23 protein-coding genes are annotated in these 24,445 nt (G+C 44.2%); 12 read left to right on the plus strand and 11 right to left on the minus strand.

All coding sequences use genetic code 11. From position 1 onward, the window contains the following. Positions 1-271: 271 nt before the first annotated feature. Positions 272-1,762, minus strand: a complete 1,491-nt coding sequence (locus tag BMX05_RS11870) for a SulP family inorganic anion transporter (protein ID WP_093312374.1) — start codon at positions 1,760-1,762, stop codon at positions 272-274. A gap of 222 nt (positions 1,763-1,984) precedes the next feature. On the opposite strand from BMX05_RS11870, the gene BMX05_RS11875 reads away from it, so the two are divergent. Further along, a complete protein-coding gene (locus BMX05_RS11875) occupies positions 1,985-2,983 on the plus strand; it encodes a glycosyltransferase family 9 protein (protein ID WP_093312378.1) in 999 nt (332 codons plus the stop codon). On the opposite strand, the gene BMX05_RS11880 is transcribed toward BMX05_RS11875, so the two are convergent. Together BMX05_RS11880 and BMX05_RS11885 are read right to left on the minus strand one after the other, a co-directional pair. Beyond that, positions 2,980-3,720 carry a DUF6776 family protein gene (locus BMX05_RS11880; protein ID WP_093312381.1) on the minus strand — a complete coding sequence of 247 codons (741 nt, stop codon included), beginning with the start codon at positions 3,718-3,720 and terminating at the stop codon, positions 2,980-2,982. The two genes, BMX05_RS11875 and BMX05_RS11880, sit on opposite strands and share 4 nt — an antisense overlap. Positions 3,721-3,993: 273 nt before the next feature. Continuing rightward, positions 3,994-6,168, minus strand: a complete 2,175-nt coding sequence (locus BMX05_RS11885) for a malate synthase G (protein ID WP_093312385.1) — start codon at positions 6,166-6,168, stop codon at positions 3,994-3,996. A gap of 288 nt (positions 6,169-6,456) precedes the next feature. Between BMX05_RS11885 and BMX05_RS11890 the strand changes: the two genes are divergently transcribed. Then, a complete protein-coding gene (locus BMX05_RS11890) occupies positions 6,457-7,437 on the plus strand; it encodes an alpha/beta fold hydrolase (RefSeq protein WP_093312388.1) in 981 nt (326 codons plus the stop codon). Between the two features lie 7 nt (positions 7,438-7,444). On the opposite strand, the gene mazG is transcribed toward BMX05_RS11890, so the two are convergent. Continuing rightward, positions 7,445-8,248, minus strand: a complete 804-nt coding sequence (gene mazG, locus BMX05_RS11895) for a nucleoside triphosphate pyrophosphohydrolase (protein ID WP_093312391.1) — start codon at positions 8,246-8,248, stop codon at positions 7,445-7,447. Positions 8,249-8,340: 92 nt separating this feature from the next. Here mazG and BMX05_RS11900 point away from each other — a divergent pair, with 92 nt between their 5' ends. After that, positions 8,341-9,270 (plus strand): DMT family transporter, encoded by a 930-nt coding sequence (locus tag BMX05_RS11900; protein ID WP_177166902.1) that lies wholly within the window; start codon positions 8,341-8,343, stop codon positions 9,268-9,270. Here the strand turns inward: BMX05_RS11900 and dtd are convergent. The 4 genes from dtd to BMX05_RS11920 all read right to left on the minus strand — a co-directional run bounded on the left by dtd (position 9,267) and on the right by BMX05_RS11920 (position 11,823). Next, positions 9,267-9,704, minus strand: coding sequence for a D-aminoacyl-tRNA deacylase (dtd, locus tag BMX05_RS11905; RefSeq protein ID WP_093312398.1), 438 nt, complete (start codon positions 9,702-9,704; stop codon positions 9,267-9,269). The genes BMX05_RS11900 and dtd overlap by 4 nt on opposite strands. A 20-nt stretch (positions 9,705-9,724) precedes the next feature. Then, positions 9,725-10,231: an STAS domain-containing protein gene (locus tag BMX05_RS11910; protein ID WP_093312401.1), complete on the minus strand. Its 507-nt coding sequence runs from the start codon at positions 10,229-10,231 to the stop codon at positions 9,725-9,727. A 2-nt stretch (positions 10,232-10,233) separates the two neighbouring features. Further along, positions 10,234-11,442: a PP2C family protein-serine/threonine phosphatase gene (locus tag BMX05_RS11915; RefSeq protein ID WP_143051972.1), complete on the minus strand. Its 1,209-nt coding sequence runs from the start codon at positions 11,440-11,442 to the stop codon at positions 10,234-10,236. 93 nt (positions 11,443-11,535) lie between these two features. Then, a complete protein-coding gene (locus BMX05_RS11920) occupies positions 11,536-11,823 on the minus strand; it encodes an accessory factor UbiK family protein (protein ID WP_093312407.1) in 288 nt (95 codons plus the stop codon). A 345-nt stretch (positions 11,824-12,168) separates the two neighbouring features. Here BMX05_RS11920 and cspE point away from each other — a divergent pair, with 345 nt between their 5' ends. The 7 genes from cspE to BMX05_RS11955 all read left to right on the plus strand — a co-directional run bounded on the left by cspE (position 12,169) and on the right by BMX05_RS11955 (position 17,618). After that, entirely contained in the window at positions 12,169-12,378 is a 210-nt protein-coding gene (cspE, locus tag BMX05_RS11925; RefSeq protein WP_093312410.1) for a transcription antiterminator/RNA stability regulator CspE, read from the plus strand. Between the two features lie 110 nt (positions 12,379-12,488). Beyond that, complete coding sequence (locus BMX05_RS11930) at positions 12,489-13,373, plus strand: DUF72 domain-containing protein (protein ID WP_093312413.1); 885 nt, start codon at positions 12,489-12,491, stop codon at positions 13,371-13,373. A gap of 95 nt (positions 13,374-13,468) precedes the next feature. Further along, positions 13,469-13,684: a putative motility protein gene (locus tag BMX05_RS11935; RefSeq protein ID WP_093312416.1), complete on the plus strand. Its 216-nt coding sequence runs from the start codon at positions 13,469-13,471 to the stop codon at positions 13,682-13,684. A 129-nt stretch (positions 13,685-13,813) separates the two neighbouring features. Further along, positions 13,814-15,034, plus strand: coding sequence for an enoyl-ACP reductase FabV (gene fabV, locus BMX05_RS11940; protein WP_093312422.1), 1,221 nt, complete (start codon positions 13,814-13,816; stop codon positions 15,032-15,034). 114 nt (positions 15,035-15,148) lie between these two features. Beyond that, positions 15,149-16,294, plus strand: a complete 1,146-nt coding sequence (locus BMX05_RS11945) for a glycosyltransferase family 4 protein (protein WP_245710717.1) — start codon at positions 15,149-15,151, stop codon at positions 16,292-16,294. A 58-nt stretch (positions 16,295-16,352) separates the two neighbouring features. Then, on the plus strand, positions 16,353-17,129 hold the full coding sequence (locus BMX05_RS11950) for a response regulator transcription factor (RefSeq protein WP_093312426.1): 777 nt from the start codon (positions 16,353-16,355) through the stop codon (positions 17,127-17,129). Between the two features lie 90 nt (positions 17,130-17,219). Then, entirely contained in the window at positions 17,220-17,618 is a 399-nt protein-coding gene (locus BMX05_RS11955) for an acyl-CoA thioesterase (protein ID WP_093312430.1), read from the plus strand. Here the strand turns inward: BMX05_RS11955 and BMX05_RS11960 are convergent, their stop codons facing one another. The 3 genes from BMX05_RS11960 to rph all read right to left on the minus strand — a co-directional run bounded on the left by BMX05_RS11960 (position 17,619) and on the right by rph (position 22,800). Next, positions 17,619-19,781 carry a putative bifunctional diguanylate cyclase/phosphodiesterase gene (locus tag BMX05_RS11960; protein WP_093312434.1) on the minus strand — a complete coding sequence of 721 codons (2,163 nt, stop codon included), beginning with the start codon at positions 19,779-19,781 and terminating at the stop codon, positions 17,619-17,621. It lies immediately after the preceding gene. Between the two features lie 209 nt (positions 19,782-19,990). After that, the gene (locus BMX05_RS11965; protein WP_093312438.1) at positions 19,991-22,021 is read right to left on the minus strand and encodes an EAL domain-containing protein; all 2,031 of its coding nucleotides are present in this window, start codon (positions 22,019-22,021) and stop codon (positions 19,991-19,993) included. Positions 22,022-22,083: 62 nt separating this feature from the next. Then, positions 22,084-22,800 carry a ribonuclease PH gene (rph, locus tag BMX05_RS11970; protein WP_093312442.1) on the minus strand — a complete coding sequence of 239 codons (717 nt, stop codon included), beginning with the start codon at positions 22,798-22,800 and terminating at the stop codon, positions 22,084-22,086. A gap of 137 nt (positions 22,801-22,937) precedes the next feature. Here rph and BMX05_RS11975 point away from each other — a divergent pair, with 137 nt between their 5' ends. Both BMX05_RS11975 and BMX05_RS11980 read left to right on the plus strand, forming a co-directional pair. Further along, on the plus strand, positions 22,938-23,813 hold the full coding sequence (locus tag BMX05_RS11975; protein WP_093312446.1) for a YicC/YloC family endoribonuclease: 876 nt from the start codon (positions 22,938-22,940) through the stop codon (positions 23,811-23,813). 120 nt (positions 23,814-23,933) lie between these two features. Continuing rightward, the gene (locus BMX05_RS11980; RefSeq protein ID WP_281246226.1) at positions 23,934-24,308 is read left to right on the plus strand and encodes a DEAD/DEAH box helicase family protein; all 375 of its coding nucleotides are present in this window, start codon (positions 23,934-23,936) and stop codon (positions 24,306-24,308) included. The last annotated feature ends 137 nt before the right edge of the window (positions 24,309-24,445 follow it).

A 24,445-nucleotide genomic window follows, 5' to 3' on the forward strand; every position in this document is an offset into this window, starting at 1 on the left:
AACTTAAAGCGGCTGGACTGTCGTTTTCGCTTGCGGAGTCTGTGTAAGTCAATCATTCATTTGATTGTTGCGGACGTTGAAACAAGAAGCCTCGCTCATAGCCGTTAGGCGACGGGCGGGGAGTAGTCACTAATAGTAAGTAAGAGAATAGAAAGATAAAGATATTTGCGCCCTTGGCGCGCAATAAAAAAGGCCGCTGATTGATCAACCGGCAGCCTTGATTATCAGTTTTGTGCGAGAGATTCCTTCCTTCAGGGCGAGGCGCAGTCAATTAGTGATTTTGCAGTAATTGCTCTGCTTTTTTAGCGTCCTGATGCACGCCAAACTTATCTACCACTGTGGCGGTAGCTTGGTTCATGCCGATCACTTCAACGTCTGCCCCTTCACGACGGAATTTAATGACCACCTTATCTAAAGCAGATACCGCAGTAATATCCCAAAAATGCGCTTGGCTTAGATCGATGATCACTTTATCGACGGCTTGTTTAAAATCAAAGGCGGCCAAAAAACGTTCTGAGGAAGCAAAAAAGACTTGGCCAACCACCTGATAGGTAAGCGTTTCTGTAGTGGCATCCTGCTGCGCATGTACTACCAATAAACGGCCAATTTTGTTGGCAAAAAATAAAGTCGCAAGTAAAACACCAACAAAAACACCTAAAGCTAGGTTATGGGTGGCAACCACGACCGCGACGGTACTGAGCATGACGATATTGGTTGATAGGGGATGGGTGCGTAAATCCCGAATAGAACTCCAAGAGAAAGTGCCGATAGAGACCATAATCATGACGGCTACCAAGGCAGCCATAGGGATTTGCTGAATCCAAGCGTCTAAAAATACCACTAAGATAATTAAAAATAAGCCGGCAACAAAGGTTGATAAACGCCCGCGTCCACCAGATTTCACATTAATAATGGACTGGCCAATCATAGCACAACCTGCCATGCCTCCTAGTAAACCCGCACCTATATTAGCGATCCCTTGGCCTTTACATTCGCGATTACGGTCGCTGCTGGTGTCGGTTAAATCATCGACAATCGCCGCTGTCATCATGGATTCCAACAAACCAACCACGGCTAAACCGAGTGAATAGGGTAAAATAATCCACAAGGTTTCCAAGTTAAAAGGGACTTGCGGCCATAAAAAAACCGGCAAGGTATCTGGTAACTCGCCCATATCACCAACCGTGCGGATCTCTAATCCCAAGACCATAGAAACTAAGGTTAAAGTGACAATACAGACCAAAGGCGAGGGTAAACTTTTGCCAATTTTGGGCACATAAGGAAATAAATAAATAATACCTAAGCCAGCGGCCGTCATCGCATAGACATGCCAGGTGACATTAATCAGTTCGGGAAGCTGAGCCATAAAAATCAAAATCGCTAAGGCATTAACAAAGCCGGTGACGACCGAGCGAGACACAAAACGCATCAAGTTGCCTAGTTGCAAGTAGCCGGCGATAATCTGCAATAGCCCTGTTAATAAGGTGGCTGCTAACAAGTATTCCAAACCGTGCTCACGCACCAAAGTCACCATTAATAAGGCCATTGCGCCGGTAGCGGCAGAAATCATGCCGGGGCGTCCGCCTACAAAGGCAATGATCACCGCAATACAAAAGGAGGCGTACAAGCCCACTTTCGGATCGACACCGGCAATAATAGAAAAAGCAATTGCTTCAGGAATTAAAGCTAAAGCAACGACCGTACCTGCAAGTAAATCTCCGCGTAAATTGGAGAGCCACTCGGATTTCATCGTTTCAAACATATAAGACCTTGGAATATTGATTCAAGTAAGGCATCGGCAGGCAGCCAATAAAAAGGCGGCAGCCTAAACAGGCAAGATGCAATCACCGTCGAGTGCACTGTTTAGGTTGATAAGACAGACAAGTCTTTTCAGATTGATCAAGATAAGCGGCTCGATTCTAGGGACTGACATCTAAAAGTCAACTGAACAACCGAATAAGACAATGAGGAGGAAAGCGTTTTTATGCAGCAAGCTTGGTTAGAAAAAGGCGGTTATATGCGTACACAGACACGTCAGCAATTGCAACATCCTGAGGTCATCACACACGCGCAAAAAATTTTGGTCATTCGGCATTGTGCCTTTGGCGATATGATGGCTACCCGTCCTTTTTTAGTGGAACTGCGCCGCTTGTGTCCCCAAGCACAGATTTGTTTAAGCTTGCTGGCACATTATCAATATGCAGCGCCTGTCGATTTGGTGGACGAGGTGCATATTTGGGATAAAAAAGCGCCTTGGTGGCCAAGCTATCAAGCCATCAAAGCTTTGGGGAAATTTGATCTTTTATTTGATCTGGCTTCAACTTCGCGCTCACGTATGTTGACCAAACTCGTCCCCGCAAAAATTAAGCTAGGTTTTCCTTACCAAAGTTGGCTCAATCCCTTGTTATACGACATAGGGATTTTGCGCTCGGATTTCCATTATGAAGCAGAGATTTTGCTGGATTTTGTCAAAGTGTTTGGTCATCAACCTGAATACCCGCTGAACTTTGCGTTACCACAACATCAAGCAGCATCTCGGCAAGCTGTGGTTTATTTTCCTTTTGCGGCCATGACAAATAAGTGTTGGCCGCAAGCAGCTTGGTTGGCCTTATTAGAAAAAAGTGCGCAAACTTGGCCTGAACGTGAGCATCAGGTGTTAGCCGGTAAAAATGCGCATGAGCAGCTTGATTTCTTATTGGAGCTCAGTAGCCAATATCCACAAATTAAGCTGATTGCTTGCGAATCCTTACCTGAACTGACCGAACGTCTTACCCAAGCAGCTTGTTTAATTGCTGGTGATACGGGTGTACGTAATCTCGCCTTAGCGACCCATACACCCACCTTGGGGATTTTCTTTAAAACTGTGCCTTATCGTTATTGGCCGCGTTACGAGCCTTTGCACGATGCGGTCTTTGATCCACACGGCAATCCACCTAGTCTTGCCCAAGTTTTTGCTTGCTTGCAGCAAAAGTTGAACCCTTAAGCTTGTGGTGGCCAAGCATGTAAGCTTTCAAGGCGTGTGGCTTTGTCACCACGTGTATAAATGACTACCTGCAAATATTGCGGGGTAAAATTCTCTGGTAAAGCGACTTGTCCATTAATTTCGCGCAGATAACGGAAACTAAAAGGTGTGCCCAATTTATTGGTTTCAGGGGAAGGCAAATGAATAATACTTTCTTGCCCTTGTTGTTCACCAATTAAATTAACAAAGGCCATGCCTTCGATTTTTTGGCCTTCTGTCTCTTGTTGAATCGAGAATTTATATTCATATTGATGTGGGTCTAATTGGGTTAATTGCCAGTTTTCAATACGAACCCCTTGATCTAAATTATGATCTGTATGGGTAAATTCACGATAAGCATTCAACTCAGAAGTTAGGCGCTTGACCTCTTGTTTGAGTGCAAGGTGCGTTTCTTGATACGCACTTTGTTGTTGTTGCAAACGTTGTACATGTTTTTGTAGTTGCTCAACACGTAGGAAGAAATCTTCATCTTCTTGTGCGGCGAGGGCTTGTCTTAATCCCAAACTGCCAGAAGTACGAGTTTCTGTGTTCGTGTCATAAGAGGCTGTATCTTGTGTGTAATAACCCAGACCATAACTTGCGCCCATAGCTGCACTTAAACACAAGCCTAAAATGAGGGGTTTTGTCCAAGAACCTGTATGCGAATGATGGGAAATAACCACAAGCTGTTCATCATGCTGGATGCTGCGAGTACGCATTGTATTTAATCCCTTAAGTGTGCTATTTAGTTGGTACCATCTTTTATCGACATTAAAAGGATAAACTCAAGTATATCAGCTTATAAAGACAAATAAACTGATATTTATTGACAAAAAAACACAATTTAAAAACATAAAAAAGCATATTTTTAGTACATTTTTAATCTGTTTTAATCCTGCACCAAAAATAAATGAAATAAAAAAGCCCGTATATTCAATAGAATACACGAGCTTTAAAATAAGTAATTAAAAGTTTACTTTTTAGGGTAGCAACTAAGCCTGTTTGGCTTTGGCTTCAATGCGGCGACGGTGTAAGACGGGTTCGGTATAACCATTTGGTTGTTCGCGGCCTTTCAACACCAAATCACAGGCTGCTTGGAAAGCTACACTGTCATCAAAATGTGGCGCCATTGGAGTATAAGCAGGATCCTCTGCGTTTTGACGATCGACCACAGCGGCCATACGTTGCATGGTTTCGATGACTTGTTTTTCGCTACAAATACCGTGATGTAACCAGTTAGCAATATGCTGACTGGAAATACGCAAGGTCGCGCGGTCTTCCATCAAGCCGACATCATTAATATCGGGCACTTTTGAACAGCCAACACCTTGATCAACCCAACGTACCACATAACCTAAAATGCCTTGAGCGTTATTGTCTAACTCTTGCTGAATTTCTTCCGCGCTCCAGTTAGGGTCTGTGGCAACAGGTAAGGTCAAAATATCATCCAGACTAGCGCGCGCTCGTTGCTTGAGCTCTTGCTGACGTGCAAAGACATCGACTTTGTGATAATGGAGTGCGTGCAAGGTCGCTGCCGTCGGTGAAGGGACCCAAGCTGTATTCGCGCCTGCCATCGGGTGGCCTAATTTCACTTGCAACATATTGGCCATTTGATCAGGAATTGGCCACATGCCCTTACCAATTTGTGCACGGCCTTGTAAACCACAGGCTAAGCCAATGTCTACGTTCCAGTTTTCGTAAGCGCTAATCCAAGCAGCGGCTTTCATGTCGCCTTTACGAATCATGGGACCGGCTTCCATTGAGGTATGGATTTCATCACCAGTACGATCAAGGAAACCTGTGTTAATAAAGACCACACGTTCTTTCGCCGCGCGGATACACTCTTTCAAGTTGACCGTGGTACGGCGCTCTTCATCCATGATGCCGACTTTCAACGTATTGGCTGCCAGCCCTAGAATTTGCTCGATACGGCCGAACAATTCATTGGTGAAAGCCACTTCTTCCGGACCGTGCATTTTGGGCTTGACGATATACACAGAGCCTTCACGCGAGTTGCGGTAAGCGCCATTGCCTTGTAAATCGTGTATCGCAATCAAAGAAGTCACTAAGCCATCTAAAATCCCTTCGGGGATTTCTTGGCCCTGTGCATCTTCCACGGCATTGATGGTCATCAAGTGGCCAACATTACGCACAAACATCAAAGAACGACCGTGCAGGGTCAAAGTTTGGCCATCTAGGGTGGTATAGGCGCGATCCCCGTTGAGACGACGGGTAATGGTTTGTGCACCTTTTTTCACCTGCTCGCTTAAATCACCTTTCATTAAGCCAAGCCAATTGCGGTAAACGACCACTTTATCTTGAGCATCGACTGCGGCAACTGAGTCTTCGCAATCCATAATGGTGGTTAAAGCGGCTTCCATCAGGATGTCTTTGACACCTGCTGGATCATCTTTACCAATAAAGTGTTCACGGTCGATTTGTAACTCGAAATGCAGACCATTTTGTACAAACAAAATGGCCGAAGGTGCTTCTTCTGTGCCCTGATAACCAAGGCAAGCACTAGCGTCTTGTAAGCCGGTTTGGCTACCATCAGCCAGTTGCACACTGAGTTGACCGGCTTGAATACGATAGGCGCTTGCTTGGGCATGAGAGCCTTGGGCGAGTGGAATCGTTTCATCTAAAAACTCACGGGCAAAGGCAATGACTTTTTGCCCACGCACAGGGTTATAACCACTGCTTTTCTCAGCACCATCTTGTTCACTAATGGCATCGGTACCATAAAGCGCATCATACAAACTGCCCCAGCGCGCATTCGCTGCATTGAGCGCATACCGCGCATTCATCACAGGAACTACTAACTGAGGGCCTGCCATACGGGCAATTTCTGTATCCACTTGCGTGGTGGTTGCGGTGAAATCTTCCCCTTCAGGGAGCAAGTAACCGATTTCTTTTAAAAAGGCTTTATAGGTTTCCAAATCAAACGCTTGGCCTTGACGTGCCAAATGCCATTGATCAATTTTTGCCTGAAAAGCATCACGCTTTTGCAGTAATTCACGGTTACGTGGTGCCAGATCACGCACCAACTGGTTTAAACCGTCCCAAAAATCGGCTTCACTCACCCCAGTACCGGGCAAGGCTTCTTGGTTAATAAAAGTGTACAGGGTGGAGGCAACTTTTAGCTCTCCAACGCTGATTCTATCTGTCATTGTCAAGGTTCCTTTAAACTCAAAGTGCAAGGGATAAAAAAGCCATACAAAATACAAGTGTTTGCCAACCCATATGGCCGGATTTTTATATGTACTTGTGCCGAGTACACATACAAACCTTGTACAGGCCGAGTTGTTTTAACAAAATCTTGTTGAATCTGCTAGTCTTGCCTGTCGCGCATTTCTGTCTTAGCAGTTTTTGCTGCAAGATCAATAAACAAATTAAGGTTCACATCATAGCTTGTTTTGTACTGAAAGCTGAACCGCCATTCGTCTTAGGGAATCTGTATGCAAAAGAGCGCACAAGTACAACTAGCACACTGGTTAATTGGGCTAAATACAGATCAGTTACCGGATTTGGGTTTGCCTTCTCTGGTGTATCCACAAACGCATATGCCGCCCGTTTGGCAAACTTATTTGCAGACGTACCAACTGGCACAAGCCACTGAAAGCGCACATGAGTACGCATTTGGTTGGCAAAGAATCCAAACGGAACATGCAAGTTATCAGATTTTACGGCAAAGATGGCAACCGGCGCAGCCACGAGCTTGTGTGCTGATTTGCCACGGTTATTATGATCATACCGGTTTGTATGCGGAGGTGATTGATTTTGCGTTAAAGCAAGGTTTAGCCGTGGAATGCTTTGATTTGCCAGGGCATGGTTTATCGAGTGGCCGACGTGCTAGCATTCGTTGCTTTAGTGAGTATCAGCACATTTTACAAGCCATTTTGGCGGATCTTCCCACGGCGGATCAGCCTTTATTCGCTTTGGGGCAAAGTACAGGTGCAGCGATTTTAACCCAGCATTTGCTTGAAGTTGCGCCGAGTCCTTGGCAGCATATCAGCTTGATTTCCCCGTTAGTGCGCCCTGTGAATTGGCGTCAAATCCGTTGGTTATGGCGTACTTTAAGCCCTTGGGTCACTCGGGTTCCGAGAGTGTTTAAAGCCAACTCGCACCAGGCATCTTTTGTCGATTTTTTACAGCAAGATCCTTTGCAATCCAAGCATGTGGATGTGGCTTGGGTCGGTGCTTTAATTGCTTGGGTCGATTGGGTAACACAAGTACCTGCACAAACTCAGGTACCGGTTTTATTAGTGCAAGGGGATGCGGATCAGACGGTGGATTGGCGCTTTAATCTACCGGTATTGGCACAGCAAGTAGGCGCTAAAAACCCTGTGATCATTGCTGGTGCACGCCATCACCTTGTGAATGAGAGTCCTGCGTATCGAGCGCCTTTATGGGAAGCGTTAGCACAGGCTTGGCGATAATTACTTGTTATTCTTGTAATTTAGCCTCCTCCCACCAAGCATCCATTTGTTCTAGGCTCACCTGCGCAAAGCTTAAACCCCTCGTTTGTAATTGTGTTTCGATATAAGCAAAACGCTGGCTAAACTTGGCTTGCGTGCGTCGCAAAGCGGCTTCAGGATCCTGCTGTAAAAAACGGCTTAAATTGGTACAGGCAAAGAGTAAATCGCCATATTCTTGCTGCGCTTCGGTTAGATTCTCTGTGGCTAGGGCTTGCTCTAATTCTTGCAACTCCTCATACACTTTGGCCAAAGCGCCTTGAATATCGGGCCAATCAAAACCAACGCGTGCTGCTTTTTTTTGTATTTTGGCTGCCCGCGTTAATCCAGGCAAAGCCAGGGGAATATCTGCTAGCAAACCCTTGGCTTGCGGTTTTTCTTGTGCTTTAAGCGTCTCCCAATGTTGATGCACTTGAGCCTCGCTAAGTGAAGTGGCGTGCTGAGCACTGGCTAAGGTGCCATCAGGAAAGACATGCGGATGACGGCGCAACATTTTTTGCACTAGGGTATCGACAATCTGAGCAAAGCTAAAATCAGCCCCTTGTACCCCTTCTTGCCCTAGTTGGGCGTAGAAAATGACTTGAAACAGCAAATCGCCTAACTCTTCCTGCAAATGTGGCCAATCTTGGCGTTCAATAGCATCCACGACTTCATAGGCTTCTTCTAGGGTATGGCTACTGAGCGACAAGAAATTTTGTGCTTGATCCCAAGGGCAGCCGCCTTCTGGATCGCGCAAATGCTGCATCAAAGTGAAGAGATCTTGCAGAGTATACATGGGGTTTTCTCCGAAATTGGCGCTCTTTAATTAAGGCACGTATGCTAGGCCGTTATTTTGTCTACAAGCAACCTGAAACTTTTGGAGCACTTATGCAAGTCAGCAAATTTCCTCGCTTTTTCAAGGATCAGGATCATCTCGCCTATGGTCTTTTAGTGCTAACCACCTTGTTTTGGAGCGGTAATTTCGTGATGGCACGTGCGTTTCATGCACAAATTCCGCCTCTGGGGTTGGCTTTTTGGCGTTGGACACTGGCACTTGCTTTGATCACCCCTTTTGCTTGGTCAGCGTGGCGCACCTCTTGGCCTGTGATTCGCACCCATTGGCGTAAATTACTGATTTTAAGTGTACTCGGGGTGACTAACTTTAACACCTTTGTGTATCTCGGTTTGCAAACCACCGCTGCTACCAACGGGATTTTACTCTTGTCTGCTGGGCCTATTTTTATGTTGGCGTTTAGTTGGTTGGTCTTTCGTGAAGGGATTGGGAAGGTACAGTTGATCGGAATGTTGGCATCTTTGCTTGGGGTACTGCTGGTCATTACGCAAGGCGAATTAGGGCATTTGCTCGCCTTGGATTTTGTTGATCAGGGGAATTATTGGATCTTGGCTGCTGTAATGAGCTGGGCTTTATATTCCGTTTTATTGAAAGTGCGCCCGCAAGGTTTGAGTCCTTTTGTGTTTTTTGCCACCACAGTAGCTATGGGCTGGTTTTTACTTATGCCGGTTTATCTTTGGGATACTTGGGTTCAAGACAGTGTGATGCCTATGACTTGGCCAGCAGTGATCAGTGTGTTTTATGTGGCTTGTTTTGCGTCTATTTTGGCTTATTTATTTTGGAATCGCGCGGTAGCGCAATTAGGGGCAGCAAGAACGGGGCATTTTATTCATTTAATCCCCGCTTTTGGTATTTTGCTTTCGGTGTTGTTTCTTGGTGAGCAACTGCAACAGTATCACTTTGCGGGCTTGGTGTTGATTTTTGGTGGGATTTATCTTGCCAGTCGCAAGCCAGCGACCGGCTAATTGCTTAATAAGAAAGTCACAGGGCCATCATTGACTAAAGACACCTGCATATCCGCACCAAAACGCCCACTTGCGACTTGTGGATGGCATTGATGTGCATGTGCAAGGGCATGTTCATATAAGTGCTGCCCTAAAGCAGGTGAGGCCGCACTGGAAAAACTCGGGCGTAAGCCTTTGCGGGTATCTGCAGCGAGTGTAAATTGGGAGACTAATAAAAGCCCGCCTTGGATATCTTGCAGACTTAAATTCATCTTGTCTTGTGCGTCACTAAAGACACGATATTTTAAAATCCGCTCAATTAAAGCCTCTGCTTTAGCAGGGGTATCTTCCGGCTCCACGCCTAAAAAAACTAATAAGCCTTGCTGAATTTCCCCAACGACGGCTTGGTTCACGGTCACACTGGCATGACGTACACGTTGTAATAAAGCTTGCATATGAAGTTATGAAGTAGAGATTAATTGGTCGTGTTTGTTTCTTGATGATGCGCTTCTAAAGCTTCAACAACACTTTGAAAGGCTTCACGGTTATTTTCATTCATGCTCATTAGGGTTTTATGCGCTTCTAAAATTTGCGCGCGCATTTCTTGTTCACTGGCTTGTAATAAAGGCGCTTCTGCGAGTTGGCTGGCATAACGTATAGGCTCATTGGCAATCACAAAAAACTGCTCGAATCCCATGCTAGTGAGTAAACGTTGAATATCTGTATGTGCACAAATAATGGTAGGAACATTAAAACCTGCAACTTGTGCTTGGATCGCAATTTTTGCAAGCAAGCCTAGGGTGGTACTGTCTAAATTTTCTGCTTCACTTAAATCCACCATGACGGTATTGATTTGAGGTTGTTGGAAAATTACCTTCAGCAAATCATCTAGGGTGGCACAAAAAGTCAAGCGCACATCCCCACAAAGTTTGAGGATAAAAGTGTGCTCACTTTGGGCTACCAAAATTTTACCGGATTGCATAATTAAAACCCAGAAATGGTCATCAGTGTCAGGTCATCAGGACAAGCACAAGGCAGCTTGAGTAAAGCTTGTAAGCGTGCAAAATCGCCTTGGCATTGGATGTATTTGTCATGCAGATCAGCCTCTTTGGCTTCGAGTGAAGGTGCTTCTAAGAGTTCAAATACCCCATCAGAAGCCAGCACTAAATAAGCACCAACTTCTAGCTGACAAGTGTATTGCGGATATTGTACCCCTGCAAACAAACCCACAGGTAAACCCTGCATAGGCAAGGGCTTGGCTTGTCCTTGCGGACCGACCAGCACAGGCACAGGTAAGTGTGCACCTGTACTATAAGTGAGCGTGCGCGTTCTGCGATCATAGATTGCAAGAAAAATCGTGAGATGTTTGCCTAGATCCGTTTCCAAAAGCTGGGTATTAATTTGCGCTAATAAATCGGCAGGCGATGGTGGATGGGTTTTTGTCGGTGCAGAAATAAAAGCTTGGCAAGCACGGGTGACAAGATACTTCAATAAAATAGTGACAAAGGCGGAAGATGCCCCATGTCCGGAAACATCCGCGACATAAAAGAGTGCGCTCTTTTCATCTAGCGCCAAAGTATCGACAAAATCACCACTGAGATATAACGAGGGATACAAGGCATAGTGAATATCTAGCCCAGCAACCTGCATTTGGCTTGGAGGCAATAATTTTTGTTGGACAAAATGGCCCGCTTCTTGATCTTGGCGTAATAAAGCGAGTTGTGTTTGTAAATCCTGATGGGCTTCCTGCAAACTTTGAATACAAGCGTTTTGCATTCTCTCATGCACTAATCTTTGTAAGATTTGTACACAGGCCAAGGCCAACTGCTGCGTATCAGCAAAAGACCAATAGCCCCATAAATCAAATGCATAGCTTTGTTGCACTTGGGGGGCAGATGGCTTGCCCAACCAGACTAAAGGGGCGTGCTGGCGCAGAGTAATCCAAGAGGTTTTTTCAGGTAAGGCCAACTGTGGATCGCAAAAAATAAGCGCAGGTACAAAAGCTAATGCATTAAGATCCCAGTGCTCATAAGTCGCTATTTCAATAGCTACGCCTGTCACTTGGGCCGCAGTCGTCAAGGCGTGAACAAGAGGTTCACACAAGGCAGGGGGAGCACAAATTAATAATCTATTTTGGGTCAGTGACATGAGTGCTAAACAGTGGCGTCCTTGGCATAACAAGATGCAATTCACCCTAAACCCTGACTTGCTTCAGGGCAAGTCTTTTCCGCGACCAAACAAGGAGAAAGATCCCTTCCTTGCAGGGAAGGGATGGGCAAAAATTGGCTAAGGTAAGGTATCTGCTGTTGGGGCTTTGCCCTCTAACGCTTGAATACGTGCTTCTAAATGAGCGACTTGAGTTTCTAACGCTTCTAGCTTTTGTCGTGTTCTGCGCAGAACTTCCATTTGCACGTCAAACTCTTCGCGTGAGACAACATCCAGGGATTCTAGTCCTTTATTTAAAAAGTTTTTCACTGGAGCGGGTAATTCTTGTGGTGCTTGTTGTTGCAACTTTTCCGTTGTTTGCTGAAAATGTGCGCCTAATTGCTGTAGAACTTCATGAGGGGCAAGCATCTGATAAGTCTCCTAAATGTGATATGAGAATAAGCTTAGCTTTTTTTATAGAAAATACAAGAAGTTAGATAAAATGCGTCTAGAAGTTAGAATTTTTTTTGGCTGAATATAAAATAGTGCTATACAAAGCTTATTAGTGTGCTAATATGGATCATGGCCTGGCAGACAGGTCTGTTTATGCTATGCAACAATTTGAATATGAACACTTCGCTGCACCGCTTCACTAGTAAGTTTGTGTCCTGAAGATTCACGCTTTGTTTGTCAGCATAAGTAGTTTGATCGGTCAATTTAGGCCAAGACACGCATCTGCGTACAGTTTTACAAAAATGATTCAGGAGACATTCTATGTCTAAAGCTACAGGCACCGTTAAGTGGTTCAACGAAGAAAAAGGTTTTGGTTTTATCACTCAAGATAACGGCGGTGCTGATGTGTTCGTACACTTCCGCGCTATCGTTGGCGACGGTTTCCGTACTTTGAGCGAAGGTCAGAAAGTTACTTTCGACATCGAGCAAGGTCAGAAAGGTCTACAAGCAGCAAACGTTACGGCTCAGTAAGCCAAACGTGAATTGCTGAGCTTGTACCCTCTTTAAAGACGACAAGCTTACATGATATTCGAGGCATCCTTATGATTTAAGGATGCCTTTGTTATTTTTAGTATCTTCACATGCCTGCACCCTCTTTTTATTACGGTTGCGCACAATGGCAGCATCCTTCTTGGTGTTGGCCAAATCAGCAGCTTGCCCCCTTAGCGGCCTATAGCCAGTATTTTAATGCGGTGGAAGGCAATACAAGCTTTTATGCGGCGCCAAGTCGTGAAAAATGCCAGCAATGGGCTTGGCAAACGCCTCCTGATTTTCGGCTTTGGCTGAAATTACCTGCAAGTTGTACCCATCAAGCAGTTTTTCCTCGCGCTGAGAGTGCTCAAGTTAAAGATTTTTTTGACGCGATTGAAGTACTAGAGCAAAGAGTACGCTTAATTTTTATTCAGGTACCGGCACGCCTAAGTGTTGATCAATGGCCAGAGCTAAAAAAATTTATTGCCAGTTTGCCAGCTCAATATTTGTATGCGTTAGAAGTCCGCCACCTTGATTTTTTTGCTAAAGACGCACATGAACAAGCCTTTAATGCTTATCTGATAGAACATAACATTAGCCGGGTGATGCTCGATTCACGGGCACTTTTCAACACGCAAGCCGATGTAACGCTAACTTCTGTTGAACAAGCCAGTTTGAATAAGGCGCGGGGTAAAAAACCTCGTGTTCCCTTGCATGTACTAGCCACCAATCAATATCCCATCATACGTTTTATTGGGCATCACCAAAGCGCACTTAACCAAGTATATTTGAATCAATGGCTGCACCAATGCGTTCAATGGCGTCAACAGGGTAAAGAAATTACCTTTTTTATGCATACCCCAGATAACGCACTAGCGCCCTATCAATTACAAAAATTTTATCAAGCACTGCGCCAGCAGTGCCCAGAATTACCTGAACTGACGCCTCTCCCACCTGCTTTGGCGGATGCACAAAAAGATTTATTTGCTACTTAAGATCAACAAAAAAATACGCTTTGCAGTAGCGGGATAGAAGAGGCACTTCTATACTAAAAAGTAAGGTAACCGAAATTTTTAATGAGGTTGTTACAATGGACATGACAGGCTTAACATCGGCCGTAATTAACTATGATCGCAATACGCAAATGCAGCAAATTAAAGAACAGGCCCAAACTCAGGTGCTTAAGCAGGCGCGTGACACACAAGAACAAAATGTGATGGCTTTGATGGAATCTGTCACGCAAACGCCACAAGCAGTACAAGCTGCAGATGGTCGCATGGGAATCAATATTGATCTGCGTGCATAATTTCTAACTTCAAGACTATAAAACCTCCTCCGCTTGCCCTCAAGTCTTTGGGGGCGCGCTTGCACCTTGCTAAGCTTGGGTTTAACCTTCGAGACTTTCTATGTCTTACCTCTTAGCAAGGAATTTCCCGTGATTATTCAACCTAAAATCCGTGGTTTTATTTGTACTACCACGCATCCTAGTGGCTGTTTAGCTAATGTGAAACAGCAGATTGCTACCACAAAACAAGCATTAGCACAGGCGCAGCAAGCCAATACAACCCCCAAAAAAGTCTTAGTGATCGGTGCTTCCAGTGGTTATGGTCTCGCTTCGCGTATCAGTGCTGCTTTTGGCTATGGTGCAGATACCCTAGGTGTTTTCTTTGAAAAAGCGCCAACGGAGAAAAAAACCGGTACTGCAGGTTGGTATAATGCCGCGGCTTTTCAACGTTTAGCACGTGAGCAAGGCTTGTATGCTAAATCGATTAATGGTGATGCTTTTTCGCATGCTGCACGTGAGCAAGTGATCAAGTGCATTCAAGAAGATTGGGGCGGCCAAGTCGATTTAGTAATTTACTCTTTAGCCTCTCCAGTGCGTAAGCTGCCAGATACAGGTGAATTGGTGCGCTCTGCGCTTAAGCCGATTGGTGAAACTTACCGTTCGACGGCTATCGATACCAATAAGGATCAAATTATCCAAGCGGAAGTCGAGCCGGCTACAGAAGAAGAAATTGCTAATACCGTCAAGGTGATGGGTGGCGAAGATTGGGAACTTTGGATACAAGCCCTGCATCAAGCCGGTGTGCTTGCGCCTGGCTGTCAAACCCTCGCTTATAGCTATATTGGTACTGAATTGACTTGGCCAATTTATTGGCATGGTGCTTTAGGTAAAGCCAAGGAAGATTTAGACCGTGCGGCCCAAGCGTTAGATACCTTGTTAAGTTCTCAAGGGGGACGCGCGCGTGTGGCCGTATTGAAATCTGTAGTTACGCAAGCTTCCTCTGCGATTCCTGTGATGCCTTTATACATTTCCATGGCCTTTAAATTGATGAAACAAGAAGGCACGCATGAAGGTTGTATTGAGCAAATTAATCGTTTGTTCCAGCAGCATCTCTACCCAGCCAATCCAGAGACACAAGCGACGATAGATGAACACAAGCGCCTGCGTTTGGATGATTGGGAGTTACGCCCTAGCATTCAAGAAGAATGTCAACGTTTATGGCCGCAGATCACCACAGAAAACTTATTTGAGCTCACCGACTATGCAGGCTACAAAGCCGAGTTTTTAAAATTATTTGGCTTTGGTTGTGAAAATGTCGACTATCAGGCCGATGTTAGTCCTTTAGTGGATTTTGAAGTCATCGAAATTTAGCAGGTCAAGGTATACGCCTCTTTCTATATGAGAGGCGTTTTTGTGGATGTTGTCCTTGATTAATTTCTGCTATTCTGCACTTTAAAAGTGAATAATATTCATAAGGATGCTGTTTTGAGCACAGAACCTATTCATTTGCTGCATATTTGTCTGTCCAAAGGTTGGGGCGGTTTAGAAATGTATCCCGCACGGATCACGCCGCATTTATGCGCTGCGGGACTACAAGTGCATGCCTGTGCTTGGCAAGCATCCAAAGTAAGCAGTGCTTTAAAAACTGCAGGGGCGCACGTGTATGAGCTGACTTCTTGGGCAAGTGTCCTCACACACTTGCCTAAACTTCTAGCCTACATTCGCCGCACCCAGATTCACGTGATTCATTGCCATAAATCGAGTGATTTGCGCTTGGCTGCGTTAATTAGTCTATTTTTGCCGCAAATCCGCATTTTTTTTACTGATCATATGGGGGTTACTCGCCCTAAAAAAGATCTGTACCACCGCTGGGTTTATCGCAAAGTGACGCGGATTTTTTCGATTAGCGAGACCACGTACCAACGGAATTTACGAGCGTTTCCCGTACCCGCTGAACGCATTACGCGCTTGTATTATGGTGTGGATTTACAAGCTTATCAGCCGCAGCAAAATCGACAGCGCAATGCAGAGATTCGTGCGCATTTGCGTATTCCTGAAGATGCTGTATGTATCGGTTTACCAGGGCGCTTATCCCCAGGTAAAGGCCAAGAATACCTCTTACAAGCTGCCGATAGACTACGCACGCAGCCTGAGCTAAAACTTCATTATGTGCTGATTGGCGGCCTAGAGGCGGCTGAAGGTGCAGATGAAGATTTTGTAGCGACTTTGCAGGCTTTTGTGCAATCGCATCAACTAAGTGATCATGTCAGTTTTAGTGGTTTTCGTACGGATCTACCTGCTGTGCTAGAAGCGATGGATATTATTTGTATTCCTTCGCGTAATGAGGCCTTTGGGTTAGTGGTCATTGAGGCTATGGCATTAGGGAAAGCCATTATAGGTGCTAATACAGGCGCTATTCCCGAATTATTGCAACAAGGTCGTGTGGGGCAACTTGTGGATCCTCAATCTGGCACAGAGATTGCGGAGGCAATTGGTCGATTAGCCCAAGAAAAATCACAGGTCAGGGCGCTCGGTCAGCTTGCACAAGCACGTGCTCATCAGTATTTTGACCTTAAACAACACTTAAAGACTTTAATTGGCTACTATAGGCAGGCATTACCCAAGCCCTAAAACGGCCTAACGATCACAAGTACAGCATCCTAGACATTCGCCACTCGGTATAAAGTTAATGATAAATCGTATTTTATTGGTAGAAGACGATCCTGATTTGCGCGAGGAAACCGCCTGCTATCTGCGCGATTGTGGCTGGGAGGTAACCGAAGCGGATTCTGTCGCGCAAATGAAAGCGCATCTCACAGAAGAATGGCACATTCTGATCCTAGATTTGGGTTTGCCTGATGGTGATGGGATGGCTGTATGTCAACAAATCCGTGAATATCGCCCTGCAACCGGCTTACTGGTGTTAACTGGGCGTAGTTCACTAGAGGCTAAAGTCCATGGGCTACAGCAAGGCGCAGATGCTTATATGGTCAAGCCGGTCAATCCACAAGAGCTCGATGCTACCTTGCACAGTATCAGTCGCCGTTTACAGACTGCCAGAACCACACCCGCTGTCAGCTCACCGGCACCAGTTGCACAGAGTAACACCTTAGAGACCTGGCGTTTGGATAGTCAAAGAGGTTATTTATACCCGCCAAAAGCGCAGATTTTAACGAGTTTTCCCCCACCTGATCCTTTCCCGACGCACTTACCTGCACCCTTGCACCTGACATACAACGAAACTCGGATTGTGACGACTTTGGCACAAGCAGGTATGGAAGTGATTGAGCGCCGCCGTCTTGTAGAAGCCTTGGGGCATAAGTACGAAAGCTATGATTTACGCCGTCTGGAAGCCTTAATTAGTCGCCTCAGACGTAAACTAAGAGAAGCGCAACAAGCAGAGTTAATCCGTACTGCTCATGGCTATGGTTTGGATTACCCTGTATATATTCTCAATACACACTAGTCTACATTTTTCCACAAGATGAAAGTTGACAAACTCACTAGGCTTTGGTCCTATTTGTTTTACAAATAAACCTTTAGGAGCAATCAACCCATGTGGGAAATGACAATTACCCCTGCTTTTTACGATACAGATGCGCTAGGTCATATCAATAATACTCGGTTACCAGCTTGGTTTGAGCTAGCACGTAACGAGTTATTTACCATTTTCACACCAGATCTAGATCCTAAAAAATGGCAGCTTATTTTAGCGCGGATCGAGGTCGATTTTGTTGGTGAGCTTTTTTATGGGCAGCCAATACAAATACGCACTTTGATTAGTAAGCTAGGTAATACCTCTTTTGTGATCCGTCAAGAAGCTTGGCAAGAGGGTAAATTGGGCGCGCAAGGCCAGGCCGTGATGGTGCATTATGATTTTGCTCGTGCACAAGCACAGCCTTTGACAGAGGCACAAAGGACCGCGTTAAGTGCGCATCTCGTTACGCAAAACTAATTAAGAAGACGGTGGTGGTGAAAGCTCCGCGGAAGCTTGTGTTGGCTCTTGGGAGGTTTCCTCCGTGATCTCAGATTGCGCCTGATACCAAGCAATCAGATTCTCACTTGGCATAGGACGTGCCAGAAAGTAACCTTGGCCTTCATTACAACCATGATGGCGCACAAAATCTAACTGTGCCTGCGTTTCTATCCCTTCAGCTGTTACAGTTAAGTTTAAATTGTGCGCCAAATGAATCACAGTTTGCACAATAGCTGCATCATGGGGATCTGTGGTCACATCATTCACAAAAGAGCGGTCTACTTTTAATGTATGAACAGGGAAGCGTTTTAAATAAGCTAAAGAAGAATAACCTGTGCCAAAATCATCAATAGATAAATGTACCCCCATATGATTTAAACGCTGCAGTAAAGCAATGCTTTCTTGCACATTATCTATCATTAAACCTTCAGTGATTTCTAACTCTAGGCAAGATGCAGGCAAGCCAGAGTGAAATAAACATTTTTGTACAACATCATATAAATTAGCTTGGTGAAATTGGCGTGCGGATAAATTCACGGCAACTCGAATTTTTGGTAAACCGATTTCCTGCCAATAACGCGCTTCTCGACACGCAGTATGTAATACCCACTCACCAACAGAGGTAATCAGCCCCATCTCTTCTAATAAAGGAATAAATTCTGCTGGAGAGACTCGGCTACCATCTGCCCGCTTCCAACGTAATAAGGCTTCGACAGCAACCAGCTTGCCTTGTTTTAAATCAATTCTAGGTTGGTACTCTAAAAAGAACTCCTTATGCAATAATGCCTGTCGTAGTTGAGACTCCATTTGCAAACGCTGTGCTGCTTGTGTTGTCATATCATCAGTGAAAAATCGGTAAGTCTCACCCCCACTTTCTTTGGCCCTTTGCATAGCAATATCAGCATTATGTAATAATTGACTGGCTGAATTACCATCTGTGGGATATAAAGTAATGCCTATGCTGGCACTCAAATAAGCATGTCCACCTTCTAAATCAAAAGGACGTTCTAGTTCATGAATCAATTTGTGTGCAATATAAGCAGCTGCCCTTGGTGTACGAATGTTTTCTAAGAGCACAATAAATTCATCAGCACTTTGACGCGCAATTAATTGTTGTGGTCCGCCTAATTCAGCAATACGCCGCGCCACTTCTTGTAACAACTGATCCCCACTACGATGACCAAAACTATCATTAACTTGTTTAAATCTATCCAAGTCAATTAATAAAAGAGCCAGTTGTTTGTCTTCTAACTGAGCACGTTGAATACGCCTATCTAAACGTTCTTTCAGTGCAGTACGATTCGGTAATCCAGTTAAAATATCATGGTTTGCAACATAAGCTAAGCGTTCTTGGGTTTCTACATGCTTAGAAATATCCTTGCCTGTAGAAATATAATGAGTCACTCGCCCTGAGGCATCCCTTAAAGGTGTAATGGTTTTCTCTTCATAATATAAAGAGCCATCTTTGCGCCGATTAATAAAAACATCGCGGAAAGGCTGTCCTTGTTGTAAGGTGCGCCACAAACGCATATAAAAGCGGCTGTCATGCTTGCCAGATTTAAGCATTCCCGGTGTTTGACCAAGAATTTCTTTGGTACTAAGCCCTGTACAGCGCTCAAAAGCAGGATTAACATAATCAATTTTACCGACACAGTCAGTAATCATAATTAAATCATCTGTTTGTTCGATAATTTGAAAATAACGCTGCATTAACGCTAAGGTTTCTTGTTCGCGTGTTCTCTCATGTAACACCAACAGCCAGCCCATTTGAGGTACACAACGAAATACCACTTCTACTTGGGTTAAAATAGGTAATTGCAATTCTAATATGAGGCTAGTTTCAGAAGTTGACGACATTTCTTGCCAAGATTCTGCAGAGAGTTTCTGAGATTCTAAAGCAACAAAAGGTGGGCAAGTCCCTGTTTCTTGCACACAGCAGCGTGCCATACGTTGTAATAAGGTTTTGATTTTACCTTCTTTATCATTAAAAAGTTCTACAAGATGCGTCCCTACAAGGGTCTGCTGCCTTTGCCCCAGTAATACACGCGCCGCGCTGTTGGCCGCCTTAATGCACCCTTGCATATCAAGCTGTAAAGCGGCAACAGGCAGATGATCGAAAATAAACTCTTGCTGGGAATGCATACTGATATTCGTCAAATTAACGGAAAAATATACTTTTTGAGTTAAGAAAATTACTGTATCACAAGTCCAATCAGGGCCATATAAAAGAAGGTGTTTTTTTATCTTTTTTTGTGCCTATACGTAAGCTGTCAATAAATAAGTGATTGGGTATACAAAAGGTATGTATCTTATTTACCATCATTTTTATCTGATAACTCAACTTTTCTTGATTATTTTTCATTTTGGATAACTAGGGTATCTAAAGGTTGAGGTTCTCCAAGATAGTAACCTTGTGAATAATCAATCGATAATTCGCACACACTTGCGTGAACTTCTGCACTATGTACAAATTCTGCGACCGTTTGTACCCCCAAACGTTGTGCGAAATCGACAATGACTTGAGTCACTTGACGTGCGTTTTGATCTTTATCAATATTACGAATTAAGCTGCCATCAATCTTAATCATATCCATTTGTAACTTGAGCAAGTATTCAAAATTAGAATAGCCGGTACCAAAGTCATCAATCGCAATACGGCAGCCATAAGCACGCACTTTATCAATAAAGCGATTCACCTCGCGGAAATTTTCAATACCTTCCGACTCGACCAATTCAAGAATTAAGCGATTCGCGACAGCATATTCACAAATCCATGCAAATAATCGGTCTGTGAGCTCGTGATCTAAGACATCTTGTAAGCTAATATTAATCGAGAATTCTTCATCTCTTTGGCTGAAGTAGCGGCAAGCCTGTTCAATCACGGTGCGGGTTATTTTTGGATATAAACGAGATTTTTTGGCAACATCCAAAAAATGGAAAGGCGTAATGATCTTCCCTTCAGGAGATTGATAGCGTACCAAACACTCATATTTATGAATTTTAGCCGATTGATTACAAATAATAGGCTGTGCAAATACCAAAATACGTTCTTCTTGAAATGCAGAACGTAAACGCTTTGTCCATTCAAGATTGTGAATATGTTGCTGTTTTAAGTTAATTCCTTGATCATAAATGAGTAAATTACGTCTTTGCTCTTTCGCTCGACACAAGGCTGTTTCTGCATTTAAATACAAGTTGGTTTGCTCTAAAGAGACGCCCACTGTCATAGACAGAGTGAAACTTTCATCTGGATGACCAAAGGACATATCTTCTATCGCAGTTAACCAGCCTTCTAATTTACTAATCCAAGTGTCTGTATAAGCATTGTTGATATCTAAAATAGCAAATAAATCTGCATGAATACGATAGACTTTTGCATAACTAAAATGGGCGCTTAATAACCCCCCCAACTCTTTTAAAAGAAAATCACCTTGTTGATAGCCATAACATTCATTGATTTCTTTAAATCGATCAATGTTCATCAAGGCGAGCTTTGTGTGGCTGCAATGACTAATATCTTCCATTAACTGAAGGCGATTAGGTAGCCCTGTAAGCTCATCGGTGATTTGCTGCTGAATTTTAATTTCTTTTTCAATTAAATCAGTGACATCATGACGGATTGCCATATATTCTATAATATGGCCTTGGCTATCTAAAATAGGGACAATACTGGTTTTTACAAAATACGCATACCCTTGTTTGTGACGATTTTTAATAATCCCTTGCCAAATATTTTTGTGGCGAATGCTTTGCCAAATTTCTTGATATAGACCTACAGGATTATCTGGATGTCCAGTAATACTATGAGATTCTCCAATCAGTTCTTCTCGGTTGTATCCGGAAACTTTGCAAAATTCATCATTCACATAAGTAATGATGCCGTACGTATCTGTCTTAGAAATAATCGCACTTTGATCAAAAGCTTTTTTATACTCGTTTAATAAGGTATTTTGATGACGTAATTCAGCTTCTGTAGAAGAAATTTGCTGATGTAAAGCCTCTTCACGCTGACGTCTTTCACTAATATCTGCGACAAAACCTTCCAAAGCAACCAGCTCATTTTCTTGGTAAATACCTATACCTTGCTCCCATACCCAGCGGATTTGACCTTGCGCATTTTGAATCCGGTATTCTAGTGTCCATGCACGATTATCTAATAAAGATTGACTAATTTCCTGTGCGACTTTTTGGCGATCTTGTGGATAGATTACATCTAAATAACTTAAATCACGATTACCAATCAGTGCATTAGCAGGGTAGCCTGTTAAGGCATAACAGGCTTCTGATAGGTATTCCATCGTCCAGAAGGCGTCATAACGACAGCGATAGATCATCCCTGGCAAGTGGGCCACTAATGGATGTAAGCCTAAATCTGTACTCATGGAATCACTCCTGTCGGTTTTGTCTTGTGCCCCCTGCTGCTGATGTACTTTCCTATATAGTGCTATTGGGCTAAAGCCGCTTGCTGTATTTCGATCAGTTGCTGACAACCTTGTGTGCCTAAATTGACCAGCTGTATTAATTGATCCTGTGTATACGTTTGCCCTTCTGCGGTGCCTTGGACTTCGATAAATTCACCGGTCGCTGTCATCACCAGATTCATATCTGTGTCTGCTTGACTGTCCTCGCTATAGTCTAAATCTAATAAGACTTGACCATCCACTAAGCCAACCGAAACGGCACTAATCAGATATTTTAACGGGTCTTGCTGCAATTTTTTTTGATACTGCAAGGTGCGCAAGGCATCAACTAAGGCAACACAACTTCCGGTAATTGCGGCTGTGCGCGTGCCACCATCAGCTTGTAACACATCACAATCGACCGTCAATGTATATTCGCCCAACAGATGCAAGTTGACTGCCGCGCGTAAAGAACGCCCAATTAAACGCTGAATTTCTAATGTACGCCCACTTTGTTTACCACGCACAGCTTCACGTGGATTACGGCTGTGTGTGGATCGAGGCAACATACCATATTCGGCAGTGATCCAGCCTTGCCCTTTGCCTTTTAACCAGCGTGGCACGCCTGCTTCTACACTGACCGTACACAAAACACGTGTTTGGCCACAAGTAATTAAGGCCGATCCTTCCGCATGGGTGCTGAAATGACGCTGAATTTGGATATCACGTAATTGATGAGCGGCTCGATTTTGCGCACGCATGTAAGACTCCTGCAGTTGGCTTTTTACCCAAAGGCTTGTGACTTAAGGATACACTTTTTTAGTCCTCGATAGGCGAGATTTCTTCTCAATTGCAGTAAAGTATCAGCTTCTGGGCCATTGTTGAAAGGAGCACCTCTGTGATTCATAGTATGACTGCATTTGCACGTTATCAAAGTACCTTAGAAGACGGAACCAGCTTGACTTGGGAAATTCGTGCCGTCAATCAAAGGTATTTAGAACCTAGCTTCCGTATGCCAGAACAGGTGCGTGAACTAGAGTTTGCCCTGCGTGAGCAAATGCGCAAACATTTACATCGAGGAAAAGTGGAAGCCAGTTTAAAGATTCAAAGTCCGCAAGATAGCCAAATCCAACCAGAAATTAACCAACCAGCACTTGCTCAACTGGCCGCCCAACTGAATCAAATTCAAGCTGCACTTAAATTCCCTTTGCAAGCAGACCCTTTAGCACTTTTGCAATGGCCAGGGATTGTCTCTCAACAGGCGATTGCCCCTGAAGTTTTATTTACGCAAGTGCAAGCGGGCTTTGTACAAGCCCTACAAGCTTTGCAAGCCGCCCGTGCGCGCGAAGGCCAAGCCTTGGCAGATTTAATTGAGCAGCGTCTAGCGCAAATGCAAGCGATTGTCAGTGAATTACAAACCCAAGTGCCTTTGTGGGTCAAAGCACAAGCAGACCTGTTGATGCAGCGCCTTGCTGCAGCCAAGGTGGAGCTGGATCCACAGCGTCTAGAGGCAGAAATCGTGCTGCAAGCACAAAAAGCCGATGTGGCAGAAGAATTAGATCGTTTACAGACCCATATCCAAGAAGTACAACGCATTATGCGCCAAAAACAAGCTGGGCCTGTGGGGCGTCGTCTCGATTTTTTAGTGCAGGAGCTTAACCGTGAAGCCAATACTCTGGCGGCTAAAGCCGTCGTGATTGAATCCACACAAAAAGCAGTGGATTTAAAAGTGTTGATCGAGCAAATTCGCGAACAAGTGCAGAATATTGAATAGGTTTTTATCTGTACAAATCGGTTTGATTGGCTTTAACGACAAGATGAAAACAAACTAAATACAATCGACGATAAGTGTGAAGCCAGCAAACCATTATTAAAACTTACCCTCGAGTTCACTTTGCGAAAGAACCAGCGTGACGCAGTGGCCGCAATAACTAAACACGACTTCGGTATTTTGCATGCGCCCACCGCATTTGGAAAAACGGTTACAGCCATTGGTATAATCGTAAAACGCAAAGTAAACACCCTCATACTGGTTCATAGCCGACAACTGCTCGAACAATGGCAAGCGCGATTACGCACGTTCCTACCCGAAGTAAACATTGGCAGTATAGGTGGTGGCAAAAGAAAGCCGAGTGGCATTATCGACATCGCCACCTACCAAAGCTTGGTCAATAAAAAAGACAACTCTATCTCCCCTCTCATCCAAGACTACGGCCACATTATTGTTGATGAATGCCACCATCTATCTGCGCCAAGGTTTGAACATTAAGCTTGCGCAATCTCGCCCTTTTAAGGGCGAGTCAAGCAAGAAGTAATTAGTCTTTTATCTGACTTAAAGCGCGAGAAGTTTTAACGGCTCTTTCACTTGGCGGTGTATTTTGATTTTCGATGTACTGCTTAACAACA

The organism is Allopseudospirillum japonicum (assembly GCF_900108915.1).
GTDB classification, from domain to species: Bacteria; Pseudomonadota; Gammaproteobacteria; order Pseudomonadales; family Halomonadaceae; genus Pseudospirillum; species Pseudospirillum japonicum.

Bases quoted from the DNA above. Each gene is read 5' to 3' on its own strand.
- BMX05_RS11875 (WP_093312378.1), top strand. From the start codon at position 1,985: ATGCAGCAAGCTTGGTTAGAAAAAGGCGGTTATATGCGTACACAGACA.
- BMX05_RS11870 (WP_093312374.1), bottom strand. From the start codon at position 1,762: ATGTTTGAAACGATGAAATCCGAGTGGCTCTCCAATTTACGCGGAGAT.
- mazG (WP_093312391.1), bottom strand. From the start codon at position 8,248: ATGTATACTCTGCAAGATCTCTTCACTTTGATGCAGCATTTGCGCGAT.
- BMX05_RS11930 (WP_093312413.1), top strand. From the start codon at position 12,489: ATGCCTGCACCCTCTTTTTATTACGGTTGCGCACAATGGCAGCATCCT.
- BMX05_RS11920 (WP_093312407.1), bottom strand. From the start codon at position 11,823: ATGCTTGCCCCTCATGAAGTTCTACAGCAATTAGGCGCACATTTTCAG.
- BMX05_RS11910 (WP_093312401.1), bottom strand. From the start codon at position 10,231: ATGCAATCCGGTAAAATTTTGGTAGCCCAAAGTGAGCACACTTTTATC.
- BMX05_RS11960 (WP_093312434.1), bottom strand. From the start codon at position 19,781: ATGCATTCCCAGCAAGAGTTTATTTTCGATCATCTGCCTGTTGCCGCT.
- rph (WP_093312442.1), bottom strand. From the start codon at position 22,800: ATGCGTGCGCAAAATCGAGCCGCTCATCAATTACGTGATATCCAAATT.
- BMX05_RS11935 (WP_093312416.1), top strand. From the start codon at position 13,469: ATGGACATGACAGGCTTAACATCGGCCGTAATTAACTATGATCGCAAT.
- BMX05_RS11885 (WP_093312385.1), bottom strand. From the start codon at position 6,168: ATGACAGATAGAATCAGCGTTGGAGAGCTAAAAGTTGCCTCCACCCTG.
- BMX05_RS11880 (WP_093312381.1), bottom strand. From the start codon at position 3,720: ATGCGTACTCGCAGCATCCAGCATGATGAACAGCTTGTGGTTATTTCC.
- BMX05_RS11965 (WP_093312438.1), bottom strand. From the start codon at position 22,021: ATGAGTACAGATTTAGGCTTACATCCATTAGTGGCCCACTTGCCAGGG.
- dtd (WP_093312398.1), bottom strand. From the start codon at position 9,704: ATGCAAGCTTTATTACAACGTGTACGTCATGCCAGTGTGACCGTGAAC.
- BMX05_RS11955 (WP_093312430.1), top strand. From the start codon at position 17,220: ATGTGGGAAATGACAATTACCCCTGCTTTTTACGATACAGATGCGCTA.
- BMX05_RS11890 (WP_093312388.1), top strand. From the start codon at position 6,457: ATGCAAAAGAGCGCACAAGTACAACTAGCACACTGGTTAATTGGGCTA.
- cspE (WP_093312410.1), top strand. From the start codon at position 12,169: ATGTCTAAAGCTACAGGCACCGTTAAGTGGTTCAACGAAGAAAAAGGT.
- BMX05_RS11950 (WP_093312426.1), top strand. From the start codon at position 16,353: ATGATAAATCGTATTTTATTGGTAGAAGACGATCCTGATTTGCGCGAG.
- BMX05_RS11900 (WP_177166902.1), top strand. From the start codon at position 8,341: ATGCAAGTCAGCAAATTTCCTCGCTTTTTCAAGGATCAGGATCATCTC.